This window comes from Bacteroides sp., assembly GCF_019417265.1.
Taxonomy (GTDB): domain Bacteria; phylum Bacteroidota; class Bacteroidia; order Bacteroidales; family Bacteroidaceae; genus Phocaeicola.
This window is the reverse complement of the sequence record NZ_DXVR01000016.1, coordinates 3,939-18,713: the sequence shown is the minus strand read 5'-3', so window position 1 is coordinate 18,713 and position 14,775 is coordinate 3,939. Positions and strand designations below refer to the sequence as shown.

Genomic DNA, 14,775 nt, shown 5'->3' with positions numbered 1-14,775 from the left:
TTTATTAAATTCCTAATTCTATACCAAATGTAACTGTCTTTAAGTTAGGAAGTCCAAATGTAGGCATTCCATTTACCGGCATTTCAGGATCTGTGAATTTATATGAAGTTAATGTAAGCAGGTTAGATCCTGAAACAAAAACGCGTACATTGTTTAACTGTGCCTTGTTAACCCATTTTTGTGGAAGAGAATATGAAAGGCTTAAAGATTTCAGACGTAAATAGTTCAAATCTTTCATGAAACGTGAACTACCATAGTTACCCCATACATAATTGTTAATACGACGAGGAACATCTGTCACATCACCTGGTTTCTGCCATCTGTTCAACTGGTCGGTTGACATGTTATACCAAACTGCATATCCGTCTGTATCGGTAAAACTTGTTCTATATGTATCATAAACTTTTCCGCCCAAAGAGAAATTAAAGAGCATATTCAGTTCCAGTCCTTTCCATGAAAGTGAGTTTCTCCATCCACCAGTTAACTTAGGGTCTGGCTTACCGATGATTACGCGCTGTGCTTCTGTAGGATCTTTTGTCAATCCTCTATTAATGCTTCCATCTTCATTCTTAGTATTCAGAACCCATTGCTCTTCACCGGTCTGAGGGTCAACTCCTGCCCATTCACGGCTCCACCATGAATAATAAGACTCTCCTTCACGGGTGATACGGCTTCCGTCTATAATGTCTTTCCCCTCATATAGTTTTGTAACTTTATTACTGTTGTGAGACAAGGCCAAGCCGGTATTCCATCTTACTTGCGAGTGTTTGAACACATCCACATTGATATCGACTTCCACACCCTGGTTTTTCATTTCACCTACATTCTTTAGCATTGAAGAAAAACCTACTGTCATTGAAGTTGGTACATCCTGTAGCAAATCGCTGGTACGACGAGTATAATAATCAAATGTCACATTTAAACGGTCGAATAGACGAGCGTCAAATCCAATATTGAAGTTTTTATTCTTTTCCCAAGACAAATCAGGGTTTGGTACTGAGACAGGAGCAGAACCTGGTTTATCCTGATAATTATAGCCATAGCCATATAGACTTAAATGACTGTAATATGAATTTGGCAAAGTACCGTTGACACCGTAAGATGCTCTAATTTTCAAGTCATTCAACCATGTCAAATCATGCATAAATTCTTCTTGTGTCATTCTCCATGCAGCAGAAGCTGACCAGAAGTTCGCCCATCTATCATTAACTCCCAAACGAGAACTTCCGTCTCGACGGAAATTGGCAGACAAATAATATTTGTTGTCAAAGTCGTAATTAACGCGTGATAAGAATGAAAGCAAATGGTCTTGCTCATAATAGGCAGTACCTTCCATCGGACTAGCGGCATTGATAGATTCCGGCAACTTATTGTGTGGATAACCAGTTTGTGATGCCATTACATACTCTACTCTGCGGTCATCTACATCCCATCCTGCAAGCACATCCAAATTATGTTTCTCATTAAATGTATTCACATAATTCAGTGTAGTTGAAGAATATATATTATGCTGGTTCAAAATATAATTAGATCCAAGACCTTCTAAATCCGCACCATTGTTAGAATCCATAGGCCAATAAGTCAATGATTTGTTAGCAACATAATCATAGCTTAAATTTTCTTTAAGTGTCAATCCGTCAATGATTTCATAAGAAGCCCACAAGCTATTCAGACTTCTGAATACATTAGATTTGTTTTTGTCTTTTTGTAAATCTTCTACGGGATGAGAGTTAGGGAAATAAGCCTGAATAATAGGACTTGACATATCATAATTTCCATCCTCATCATAAATTCGTATATTAGGTGTAATAACATAGTTAATCAAGAAGAAAGGGTTAGCATAAGATGTTCCTTCTGAAACTACTTGTGACTCCTGCTTAGAAAGTGAAACGTTGGCTCCCATCTGCCATTTGTTGTCTGCAGAACGGTGAGTGGCGTTAATACGTCCAATAAATCCGTCCATTTTGGAATTGTTAGCTTTTCCTTGATCTTTCTTATATGAAAGAGAAGCAAAGAATGAATTACGCTCGTCACCTCCTTGTGCAGAGAATTCATAGTTTTGAGAAGAACCGTGTTTACGGAACAATACAGACTCCCAATCTTCGTTATAGTCTGGAGCATATACATCAGCAGCAGCTTGTGCATATGCTTTTGCTTGTTCTTCCGTGGCAGGAGTATAATTCCCATCGGCATCAGGGATACCATAAAGGATTGCTTCATTGTATGCACCTTCGTATGTCAATTCACGACGTTGAGTGCCATTTACATTTTCACGGTTCTTCATTGCCCAGTCAGAGAATCCCCAATTTGCTTTAAAGTTGATACGTGTTTTTCCTGCTTTTCCTTTCTTGGTAGAAATCAGAATAACACCGTTTGCAGCTCTAGAACCATATAGTGAAGCGGCAGCTGCATCTTTCAACACTGTAATGCTTTCAATATCACTTGGGTTGATAGATGACATTACATTAAAAGATTTACTATCATCTTTAACCGCAGAGATAGCTACATCTCCAGATACAACAGGTACACCGTCAATTACATATAGAGGTTCATTTGTGGCATTCATTGAGCCTGTACCTCTCACACGAATTTCCAATGCCGCACCTGGCTGACCGCTACTTCCATTAATTGTTAATCCTGGAGTTGTACCTGCAAGAGCCTGTTCGAAAGAGGTCACCGGAATGTCTTTTAAAGCTTTTGCACCATCAACAGAAGACGCAGACCCAGTAAATGAAGACTTCTTAGCTGTACCGTAAGCCACAACCATAACTTCATCCAAAACTTCAGTATCAGAATGTAATACAACATTAACAACAGGTTTAATCTTTACTTCCTGTGTCTTCATCCCGATAAATGAAACAACCAAAGTCCCGGCCGAACTTTCGCTTGTTCCATAAATCTTTATACAAATATCCTATTTTTGTTAGCTATACTAAAAATATCAGTATTACATTCAATTTTACATTCTGTTTTGTATAAGAAAACTAATATCAGGGAGGCAGACAAGCCTATAAGAAAACATAGGGTATTCGACCGTAATTGTACGTTTTCATACATTCTCGTACATCGAAAAAAAACGTGGGCATGTTTCAAGTAAAGCGTGCGCACGTTTTGAATCGAACGTGCGTACGCTTTAAGTCGAATGTACGCACGCTTGAAATGTACTGAATTTGGTTGTCTGTTTATGTTGTAATTCCTGACCAAGTTGACATGTAAAGAGACATTCACAATATTGACTATACCTTATTATATATAATAATCTACACCAATACTCTGGTCGTTTCCTGTATCGTATTAAACATTGATCCAATTTTCAAGCATTCTTTTCTAGATCATTCACAATACCTTGTGGAAGAATGTCAGCATAATGCTGGGTAGTACGAATATTCTTATGTCCCAATAATTTCTGTACAGTAGTAATGTTTACACCTTTATATACAAGTAAAGTGGCATTTGTATGCCGGGCAGTATGAAATGAAATATGTGTACTAATACCTGCCAACATTTTTATTCTCTTTAGTTCCTTGTCAATACTTGAATTGGAATTTATTTTAAAAAAAGAACCTATGTCGCAACTATACCTATTTAAAATAGACATTGCCTTACCATTAAAAAGAAGATAAAGGGGCAATCTCGTTTCGACTTCTGTTTTTACAGATTTATACATTAACCATAATTTATTATCAATATTGATTAGATTCTCTTTAGTTAACGAACAGAAGTCTGAATATCTAAGTCCAGTATAGCAGCAGAATAGAAAAGCATCAAGCGTATGCAGCATTTTTCTGTTTTTTCCACACAATGACAGAGTTTCCAATTTATGAAGCTCTTCAGGCAGAAGGAATGTATATTTCGACTCACCTTTTAACATTTTGTATCTTCTGAATGCATCTTCATCGGTTTTAACTAATTTTTGGTTTATCGCTTCATTATAAAAACTTCTTAGATGCTTGATATGTTTGACAATAGTGTTGATTTTATAATTTCTTGAAGTCAGAAACTTCTCAAATTCCATTATATATTCATATTTTATACTCCTGAAAGACGTGCCGGGGTCAAACATGTTTATGAGTTTTACAGTAGTCATAAGATTCTTTTTTGTACTGTCTCTTTTTCTACTTGTATTGATGTAATCCCTGCAAAAAACCACAAATCCCCCGTCATTTATATCAGTGTTTTCGATATCAGTTTTGTTTATTAATTGTTCAAGCGTCAGTGGGGTATTATTTTTCCACATCTGAAGTTCTTTCCACTCTAATTTCAGTAAATATTCTTCCAAAAACCTGTTTACCAACTCATGATTGGGGTGTGAAGGCATTACTTCCTGCTTCCTGACATTCCAATGCTTAGGTTTGAGGAAAACATTTGTAGGCAAGTAAACTTTGTCTGAGAGAAGCTTTGCTTCTATTTCCACCATAGCCGCCGTGTTTTCATTTAGATTATTTTCACGATTAAGAACTAGTTTAAAACAAATTTTCCGCATAATACTTTTTGATTTATAAATAATAAATATTGTATCATATAATCTTTCAAGGAATAAAATAAGTGATATTGTCAGGTGTCGAATTGTAATTTAAGCTTAGATTACTGTCAAAATGATATTTTTGTGATATAAAACATGTAATTGACAGCTTTTATAGAAGAAATTTGTCAATTTAAGTGTTAAAAAGCCGACGTAAACGACTTTTTGCTAAAAAAAAAGGAGAAATATTCAAATTTTATTATTATTTTTGCCACGTGTTAGAGAGAACAAATTTTTATTAATGTAAAGTTAAACTTTAAGAGAGATTTTTATGAAAAGAAAATTGATGCTGTTAATGACCTGCCTGTTTATCGGTATAGGTCTGGTAAACGCTCAGGTCTCTAAGGTGACAGGTACTGTCACATCTCATGAGGACGGTTTGCCGGTAGTGGGTGCATCTGTATTGGTTAAAGGTACTACGGTAGGTACTGTAACTGATATCGATGGTAATTTCACTATTACTAACGTTCCAAGTTCGGCCGGAACTTTGGTTGTTTCGTTTATCGGAATGAAGACACAGGAGGTAAAAGTAAAACCTGTGGTGAATGTGGTATTGCATTCTGATGCGGAGGTTTTGGATGAGGTTATGGTTGTGGCTTACGGTACAGCTAAAAAATCTTCGTTTACAGGTTCTGCGTCTAATGTGGATAGCAAGAAGTTGGAATTAAGACCTATTACAAATATTTCAAAAGGTCTTGAAGGTCAGACTACTGGTTTGCTGACAACTTCCGGCTCTGGACAGCCTGGTGAATCTGCGAAGATTATCATCCGTGGTTATGGCTCTATTAATGCATCGCAGGATCCATTATACGTAGTAGACGGTATTCCTTACGATGGTGATATGTCTTCTATAAACCCTTCTGATATTGAATCTATGACAATCCTTAAGGATGCTTCTGCAGGAGCTCTTTATGGTGCTCGTGGTGCAAACGGTGTGGTAATGATTACAACAAAACAGGGTAAAGAAGGAAAGGCAAAAGTTACATGGCGTTCTACTGTCGGATGGTCTTCGCGTGCTTTGAAAGAATATGATATGGTAGGTCAGAAGGATTTTGTTCAGCTTACATATGAAGGAATAAGAAATGATTATGTATTCAACGGTGGATATGATTGGAAAACTGCTTCTGCATATGCAAGCATGGATTTAGGACCATCTTTGGGTGGTAATAGTAATCCTGAAATTTACAATCCATTCAAGAATTATACTTGGGATACACTAATCGATCCTGCTACAGGTATGGTTCATGCTGATGCTGTCTCTGCATGGGATGAGTCATGGATGGATGCTATTCAGAAGAAAAATGCGTTGAGACACGAGCATCAGTTGTCTGTGAATGGTGGTACTGAGAAAACTAAATATATGTTTTCTCTTGGTTATCTTAACGAAGATGGTATATTGGTAAATACTGGTTTCCAGCGTTATAATGCACGTGTTAATGTTAACTCTGAAATTAATGATTGGTTCAAAACTGGTCTGAATACATCTCTTGCTACTTCTAAACAGAACTTTAGCGATTATGATGGAGCTTCTAATTCAAATGTATGGTATTCAGCTCAGTTTATGGCTCCTATATATCCGATGTATTTGAAAGATGCTGATGGAAATGATCTTTTAGATTCTAATGGTAACCGTCAACTTGATTATGGTGAATATGGAAGACCTCAGTATTCAGACTTCAACCCTCTTGGTGGTTTGACTGATGATAAGGCTGATATCAAGAATGATGTTGCCAGTGTTCGTACATTCATGACATTCGGTTCCGATAAAGATAATGCCGGATGGGCTAAGGGAATAAAACTGTCAGTGAATTTCGGTGCTGATTATAGAAATCAGTCGCGTATGATGTACATGAACATGTATCATGGTAATCAGGCTGCGGCCGGTGGCTTGATATCCAAAAACAACACCCGTACATTGTCTTATACGTTCAATCAACTTTTAAGCTGGAACAGAAGTTTCGGTCATCATGATATAGATATCATGGCCGGACATGAGTTCTATTCTTACGAGTATTCATATCTTGAAGCTGCGAAGTCAAACTTAGTTGACGGAATTTATGAACTTCGCCCGGGAACTTCATTGAAGAGTGCTGATTCATATACAAACACTTACCGTGTAGAATCATGGCTGGGACGTATTAACTATAACTTTGATGAAAAATATTATTTCTCTGCCTCGTTGCGTTCTGATGGCTCTTCGCGTTTCTACAAAGATAATCGTTGGGGTACATTCTGGTCTTTAGGCGCAAACTGGCGTGTTTCTAAGGAAGAGTTCATGCAGGATGTTGAATGGGTTGATAATTTGTCTGTAAAGGTCAGCTATGGACAGCAGGGTAATGATAATATATTAATCTATGATGCAAATGTAGATGATTATGTTCCTAACTATTATGCCTGGCAAAGCCTTTATCCATTTGACTATGCCAACGGAAACAATGTAGGTGCTATGATTTCGTCTTTGCAAAACAAAGATATTACTTGGGAAAAAAGCGGTAACCTTAACGTTGGTATAGAAGCTGCACTGTTTGATAGTAGACTGCGTATTAATGCGGAATACTATAATAAGAAAACTACCGATATGCTGTTGAGTTATCCTATGGCAACTTCAAGTGGCTTCAGTGGTTATAATGCTAACGTGGGTGATATGCGCAATAGTGGTTTTGAATTTGAAGTTAGTGGAACACTTGTTCAGAACGACGATTTAAAATGGGATCTTACTGTAATGGGATCTACTGTAAATAATAAGGTGTTATCACTTACAAATGAATCTCCGGAAATTATAAAAGGTATATATTCTATCAAGGAAGGTATGCCTATTAATACATTCTATATGCCAAAATCGGCAGGTGTTGATCCAGCAACCGGTGCAGAACTGTTCTATGCATATAAGAAGGATGATAAAGGAAATATAACAGAAGAATATATCACAAGCGATTATAATGCTGCAAACAACAGTAAGTACTATTTAGGAAGCCGTATACCTAGCTTGTATGGTAGTATAGGCACAAATCTTTCTTGGAAAGGTTTTGACTTGAACATTCTTACTACATATTCTATCGGTGGTAAAATATTCGATTATCTGTATGAAGGTTCTATGAATACTATGTACCTTGGAAATACATGGAATTCTCATGCATTGCGTCGTTGGCAGAAACCAGGTGATATAACTGATGTTCCCCGTATTACAATTGGTGGAACAGCCCGCTCTGATCGTTTCCTTGTTGATGCTTCTTATTTTGCTATCAAGAATATTACTCTTGGATATAATTTACCACAGAATTGGATGAGAAAAGCTGGTATGAATAATGTTAGATTGTTTGCTTCGTTTGATAACATAGCTTTGTTCTCTCATCTGAACGGTATGGATCCACAGTATAGCTTCTCTGGTAGGACAGATTATTCATATGCACCAAATAAAACATTCTCTTTGGGTGTAGAAGTTAATTTTTAATGATTAAAAAAAATGTTTATGAAGAATATTTTCAAATATATATTTGTTGGTATGGCTGCTGTATCTGCAGTGGGATGTAGTGACCAACTTGATACATACCCTTCTTCGTCTGTATCAGGTGACCAACTTTTGACCAGTGCGCAGAATGCGCTGATTCCGCTTAATGGTACGATAAGGGCTTTTTATACTCCAGGAGTATCTAATGCTGCAAATACTCATCAATGTTTTGGTATATCTGCATATAACCTCATGGCAGATGTTATGGGCGAGGATTGTATTATGTCTGGTCCTGGTAGCGGTTGGTTCTGGTATGACTGTATTTATAAGGTAAAAGATAAATATGCGTCTACGGGATGGAGACCATATGAAGCATGGAATGGTTATTATAAGTGGATCTCGAATGTGAACTATATCATTGCTTCGGAAGAAACTATGACTGGGACAGATAAGGACAAAAATTATGTTGTAGGACAGGCATATGCTATCCGAGCATACAGTTACTTTATGCTTGCTCAGACATTTGCACGTACTTATAAAGGGCACGAAACTGATCCTGGAGTTCCTGTTTACACTGAACCTACAGACATCAAAACTGATGGTAAAACTCGTGGAACAGTCCAGGATGTTTATAATCAGATTACATCTGACTTGACAAAAGCCGTAGAAATGCTGAGAAATGCAGGTGGTCGTACTGTAATGTCTCATCTTGATTTGTATACAGTTCTCGGTATTCAGGCAAGAGTTGCTCTTGTTATGGAAGATTGGGCTACTGCTAAAGCGGCTGCAGAGGAGATTATTAAAGATGGTGGCTATAAAATTGGCGGTGAAGCTGAAATCCTAAATGGAATGAATGATGTCTCATTAAATAATGTAATTTGGGGTGCTGCTATATCTACAGATCAGGCTAGTGGTTATGCCGGTTTCTTCACACATATGGATGCCGACCAGAAAGCTTATGGTGAATCTGCACGTAAGCAGATAAACAAGGAACTTTATAACCTTATGGATGATGATGATATCAGAAAATGGAATAAAGAAACCCAAAAAGGTTGGTGGAATCCGAAAGATATCAATAATAAATCAGGCGGTTACCAGCAGGAGAAATTCAAGTTTAAAGATGGTGCCTTGTGGACAGGTGATTACATTTGGATGAGAATTGAAGAAATGTATCTTACTGCAGCTGAAGCTAATTGTCATATTTCCGGAAACGAAGGGACTGCAAAAAAATGGTTGAGTACTTTATTGTTAGAACGTGGTTATAAAGATACTGATAAAAATGGAATAGTTGATTACTTGGAAAACCTTACTGGTACTGAACTTGGTAAACTTACTACTGATAGAAAAAATTCATTACTTGAAGCTATCATCGACCAGCGACGTATAGAACTTTGGGGAGAATTTGGACGTATCTATGATATACGCCGTTTGCATCAGGGATTCAAGCGTACAACTGCTATGGGATGGCCACAAAGTGCTACAAGCATAGGTAAGACAGATGACCCTGAATCATATGCTTGGGTTCTTACATTGCCACAGTCTGAGTTTGACGGAAATCCTTCTTTGGATCAAAGTAAAGACCAGAACCCTATCGGAGATAGTAAATAATAACATTTTAATTAAAGAGGAATTATTATGAATATTAAATCATATATATTAGGGCTAAGTGCATTGTCAATGGTCGGTCTATCGGCTTGCGACACTGACAATGTACGTTCCATTTATGAAAATGCAACAGAAGGTATAACTTTCCTGATTGATGAGCAGGAAGAGAGTTTCTCGGAAACGGCAACAGACCTGTCGTTCGATGTGGATGTAGTGCGCCAGAACGCTAAAGGTGAAACTACAGTAAATCTAATCTCTGCATATATGCAAGTAAATGATAAGGGGAAACTGGAAGAAACTACATGGAATAATGATATTACAGTCCCTTCTACAGTAACTTTTAAGGATGGCGAGACTATGACTTCATTTAAAGTTTCATTGGGTAATGATATCAAGCAGGGCATAGAACATTATGTGAATGTTGTTCTTGATACCAAAGAAGAACCTGTAGATGCATATATGAGCAAGCTGTTTGTTATTTCAAGAGCTTATACCTATGGTGAGTTTAAGGAAAAGAATTTATCATCTGTTTGGTTTTCGGACAATCATGCCGGGACAGCAGTGAATAAAACTATACAGATTCAGCAAGGTACTCAGAACACAATGATATATAGGACTAAGAATGTATATAGAACAGATCCTGAGGATAAAAAAGATTACCTTATGGTTATAACCCTTTCTCCTGAAAAAGGTGGTAAAAAGACTGCGAAAGTTGCTGAGACACAAGTAGCTAAGAATCTTACAGTTTCTGGTGAAGGAACATGGGACGATAGTTTTATTACTCTAAAAATGAAATTTGTAGATACTAAAAATAAGAAGGAATATAAAGACATAGAAGAAAAATTTTCTCGATAATTCCTTATTTGTTTTATAATTGATTTAACAGCCGATGAATATAACCGTGAACGATTAACGCTTCGTTAGGTTAAGTTTATCGGCTGTTTTCTTTTTTCAAAGCCTTTGCAAAACTCTTTAGGAAACTTTGCGCTTCAGACAATACTTGGGAAGTCAGTATATCGACAAGAAGAATGTTCCCGACAGGGATGTCAATCCTAAAGGCTACGGTCTGCCTATAGTTTCTATTTATATATTGGGACATAAGTTGGGCGACCTTCAGGAACCTGTTGTGTATGTACGCAGGAAGTATCTCGGTTATAATTCAAATCCTATAGAGAACGGTGTGCCAGATCCGTTTATCGAGAGTCTGACTCATGACAGCATCATAATACAGATTCCTTACTTGAAAGGTAAGGTACGAAACAGGCTTGAACGTTTGCTCCGGGTTTTCGACCAGACTTATCGTCTCAAGGATAACGAGCATATCATGGAGATAGACGAGAGAGGTCTGGAGATAGAGGGACAGCTTGTAGTTGACAGATTGATTAAGGCTGCTGTTGAACCAGATGTGAGAAGGGATATGGATGTGGAGGATGAGATTCTTTCCGAAATAGAGGCTCGTGACACTACTATAATGATGAAGAAGAATTTCAAAAGCAATACACTTACGTGTATAAAGGGGTAAAAAACACGTGTAATTTCACTTTCACATCTTTCACAGGCTCATGTAATCTGCTTTGGGCTTGCTTGTTGTTTTGTTCAAAAACTGTTTGTATGTAATTAAAAAATGCTTAAAGTCTGTTGTTGTTTGACAGCTGTCGGATGAATGTTTGACACGTGTCAGCTATATGTTTGACAACTGTCGTCTATATGTCCGACAGCTGTCAAACGATAGAAAATTGTGCCTGTTTCCTTCCTTTTAAGTATTCATTTTGTGTTCATTATCCGTTCATTACCCGTTCATTGAATGTTATTTGTGAATTTAATGATATTAGTCACTTTCTTTAATAGAAGAAAAACGTCAAATGTTGTCTTTTCTTTTTTTAAAACTCTTGTTTGGTATTTATAAAATGTGTAATCTTGTACAGATTTAGTTACATATATAATTAAAGGAATAAACATATGGTAAATAAGAAGGAACAAAACCAGAAGAAAATGACTCCACGTGAGTATATACGCTACAAAGTTCGTAGTCTGCCAATAGGAGATTGTTATATGTCGAACGATTGGAAATATGTGGGTGAGGCTATGATAATGGTGACAAGAATTCATCCACAGGGTACATACACTTTGGGCTTTTACGTTGTAGATACATATTGTTTGGGAGTAAAGGATAGTTCCTTTCATTTCAGTATTGATAAATTTCAGTATGAGGAAATGTTGAATGATATAAAGTCGCTAATGATGAAAGTGTCATATGAAGAGGTACATAACTTGGTATATGGTGCTGTTGCTTTTGCTGAAGAAGGAGGAATACAACCGGATGAGTCTTTCAAACTTACGCAATATATATTGGAGGAAGATACGGATGAAGTACCTCTGATTGAGTATGATTTCGGTAGGGATGGAAAGCATTTTCTATGTGCTAACGACCGTATCGAGTTGTCGAAATATGCTCCGGTGCTAAAGAAGACTGTAGGGGATGACTTCTTCTATCTTTTGCCGGGTATGAAAGAAGCAAAGCCTGGAAGTGAATACATGGATTTGTCTTTTGTGGATAATATGATGTCTGCTTTGGAGAAAATGAAGAAATGTTCTGAATTGCCTGAAGAGGCTTATAGTTTTGTTCATCCTGAATATCCGGCAGAATTGAATGTGAAGCATAAATGGTTGGCTGAAATGTTGTATAGTCCGGAAAAGAGTGTTTATCTTACGGACGATGACTTGAGTAGAATATTGGCATTGCCGCACGATGAACTTCGTGATGATTTGGAGAACATTGTGTTGTATGAGACCGGACAGACTTATAGTGGTATTAGTGAAGAACAATGGAATGGAGAATATAAATCTGTGATACTGCATTGCATGCTGTTGTTGGGTGAGTTGGGTGATGAGGCTTCGCTTCCTACTGTTTTGCTTACTTTATGTCAGAATGCAGATTATTATGATTATCATTTCGGTGACTCCTTGAGTGATGTGTATGTTCCAACCCTTTATATGATTGGCAAGAACCGTCCGGGTGACTTTATGGCGTACATGAAAATGCCGGGGCTGTATCCTTATGCAAGAATCAGAGTTACTGAAACGGTTGCCATGATTGCATTGAAAGAACCTGAGCGTCGTGATGAAGTTATAGGATGGTTCCGCGAATTGCTTATGTTCTATGATGGCAGATTGGAGAAATGTGAATGCTGTGATGGGGTACTTATAGGTATGATGACGAATGATTTGATGAATCTGAAAGCAGTAGAACTTTTGCCTGAGCTTAAAAAACTATACGATACCGGATTGGTAGATGAAATGTGTTGCGGAAACTTTAAAACGGTTGTTAAAGAAATAAAAGGTGATAAAGAGCCTTTGTTGCATGAATATAGTTTTGATATCCATGAAAGGTATCGGAAGTTAAAAAGATTATTGAAAGATTAGTTCTTGTAGGTCTATAAGTTATAGTGATTATATAAAGCTATGGCTTATAGACCTTTTGAGATGATGTGTATCACCAGAACTTGTTCAGCTCTTCATTATATTCAAAACCGGCGTCTTTCAGACGTGATATTATTTCTTCCTTGTTAAGGTCTAAATCCTTGCAGAGCGAATCTAAAGAGGGGTAGAAGTCCCTTAATTTCATGTTGATGAGGCTGAACAGCATCATCGGATCTTTTGGTAGTTCCATATTCTTTATTTGTCTTTATTTTTTCGACCGCAAAGTTACGCTTTATTTCTGTAGTTTTGTGTAATAATTACTAAACTTTTCATTATTAGGGTGGTTAAGTCGGGAAAAAGCATTACTTTTGCAAAGTTTTAATGATCATTAATTTAGAAAAACAGAATAACAATGTTGGAGCTTGACTTACTCACTGCTGTTTCTCCTATTGACGGCAGATATAGATCCAAGGCGGGAGCTTTGGCTGAATATTTTTCTGAGTACGCGCTGATTAAGTATCGTGTACAGGTGGAAATCGAGTATTTTATTACTTTGTGCGAACTACCTTTGCCACAGTTGAAATGTTTCGACCAGTCGCGTTTTGAATCTTTGCGTGATATTTACCGTAATTTTTCAGAAGCTGATGCTCAGCGTATTAAGGAAATAGAAAGCGTAACTAACCATGACGTTAAGGCTGTTGAATATTTCATAAAGGAACAGTTTGACAAACTTGGCGGATTGGAAAAATATAAGGAGTTTATCCATTTCGGACTTACTTCACAGGATATAAACAATACTTCTGTACCTTTGTCAATAAAGGATGCTTTAGAGAAAGAGTATTATCCGCAAATACAGAAACTTATCGACCAACTTGCTGCTTATGCTGAGGAATGGAAAGAGATTCCTATGCTGGCAAAGACTCACGGTCAGCCTGCTTCGCCTACAAGACTTGGCAAGGAAATTATGGTGTTCGTATATAGATTGAGCCGTCAGTTGGACATTCTGAAAGCTTGCGCTATTACTGCTAAGTTCGGTGGTGCCACAGGTAATTACAATGCTCATCATGTAGCATATCCTGAATTTGACTGGAAAGCATTCGGAAATAAATTTGTATCAGAAAAATTGGGACTTGAACGTGAGGAATATACAACTCAGATTTCCAACTACGATAACCTGGGTGCTATATTTGATGCAATGAAGCGTATCAATACTATAATGATTGATATGAACCGTGACTTCTGGCAGTATATCTCAATGGAGTATTTCAAGCAGAAAATCAAAGCCGGAGAAGTAGGCTCAAGCGCAATGCCTCACAAGGTTAATCCGATAGACTTCGAGAATGCTGAAGGTAACCTGGGCGTGGCTAATGCTATATTCGAGCACTTGTCGTCAAAACTTCCTGTATCAAGATTGCAGCGCGACTTGACAGACTCTACTGTGTTGCGTAATATAGGTGTTCCTTTCGGACATACTATCATTGCTATCCAGAGCTCGCTTAAGGGACTTGGCAAACTGTTGCTGAACGAGCATAAGATTTATGAAGATTTGGATAACTGCTGGAGTGTGGTGGCTGAGGCTATTCAGACTATACTTCGTCGCGAGGCTTATCCTAATCCGTATGAGGCTTTGAAGGCTCTGACTCGTACAAATCAGGCTATCAATGAAGCTTCAATCAAAGACTTTATTGAAACATTGGAAGTGAGCGAGGATATCAAGAAGGAACTTCGCGTTATAACTCCACATAATTATACCGGTATTTAATTTTTACATTATTTATAT

Annotated in this window: 9 protein-coding genes; 6 read left to right on the top strand and 3 right to left on the bottom strand. The window is 37.4% G+C overall.

Features of this window, described 5'->3' with window-relative positions:
* Nucleotides 1–4: 4 nt before the first annotated feature.
* Complete coding sequence (locus tag QZ379_RS03715) at nt 5–2,899, bottom strand: TonB-dependent receptor (RefSeq protein WP_291558524.1); 2,895 nt, start codon at nt 2,897–2,899, stop codon at nt 5–7.
* Nucleotides 2,900–3,313: 414 nt separating this feature from the next.
* Nucleotides 3,314–4,483, bottom strand: coding sequence for a site-specific integrase (locus QZ379_RS03710; protein WP_291558491.1), 1,170 nt, complete (start codon nt 4,481–4,483; stop codon nt 3,314–3,316).
* Nucleotides 4,484–4,793: 310 nt separating this feature from the next.
* Between QZ379_RS03710 and QZ379_RS03705 the strand changes: the two genes are divergently transcribed.
* The 5 genes from QZ379_RS03705 (at nt 4,794) to QZ379_RS03685 (ending at nt 12,998) form a co-directional block, all read left to right on the top strand.
* The gene (locus tag QZ379_RS03705) at nt 4,794–7,973 is read left to right on the top strand and encodes a TonB-dependent receptor (RefSeq protein ID WP_291558489.1); all 3,180 of its coding nucleotides are present in this window, start codon (nt 4,794–4,796) and stop codon (nt 7,971–7,973) included.
* An 18-nt stretch (nt 7,974–7,991) separates the two neighbouring features.
* On the top strand, nt 7,992–9,578 hold the full coding sequence (locus QZ379_RS03700; protein WP_291558488.1) for a RagB/SusD family nutrient uptake outer membrane protein: 1,587 nt from the start codon (nt 7,992–7,994) through the stop codon (nt 9,576–9,578).
* 27 nt (nt 9,579–9,605) lie between these two features.
* Nucleotides 9,606–10,430 carry a hypothetical protein gene (locus QZ379_RS03695; protein ID WP_291558487.1) on the top strand — a complete coding sequence of 275 codons (825 nt, stop codon included), beginning with the start codon at nt 9,606–9,608 and terminating at the stop codon, nt 10,428–10,430.
* A 127-nt stretch (nt 10,431–10,557) separates the two neighbouring features.
* Entirely contained in the window at nt 10,558–11,097 is a 540-nt protein-coding gene (locus QZ379_RS03690) for a hypothetical protein (RefSeq protein WP_291558486.1), read from the top strand.
* A gap of 437 nt (nt 11,098–11,534) precedes the next feature.
* The gene (locus tag QZ379_RS03685; protein ID WP_291558485.1) at nt 11,535–12,998 is read left to right on the top strand and encodes a DUF1186 domain-containing protein; all 1,464 of its coding nucleotides are present in this window, start codon (nt 11,535–11,537) and stop codon (nt 12,996–12,998) included.
* 70 nt (nt 12,999–13,068) lie between these two features.
* Here QZ379_RS03685 and QZ379_RS03680 read toward each other — a convergent pair whose 3' ends face one another.
* Nucleotides 13,069–13,245 (bottom strand): DUF4250 domain-containing protein, encoded by a 177-nt coding sequence (locus QZ379_RS03680; RefSeq protein ID WP_291558483.1) that lies wholly within the window; start codon nt 13,243–13,245, stop codon nt 13,069–13,071.
* Between the two features lie 165 nt (nt 13,246–13,410).
* Between QZ379_RS03680 and purB the strand changes: the two genes are divergently transcribed.
* Nucleotides 13,411–14,757: an adenylosuccinate lyase gene (purB, locus tag QZ379_RS03675; RefSeq protein ID WP_291558522.1), complete on the top strand. Its 1,347-nt coding sequence runs from the start codon at nt 13,411–13,413 to the stop codon at nt 14,755–14,757.
* Nucleotides 14,758–14,775: the final 18 nt, after the last annotated feature.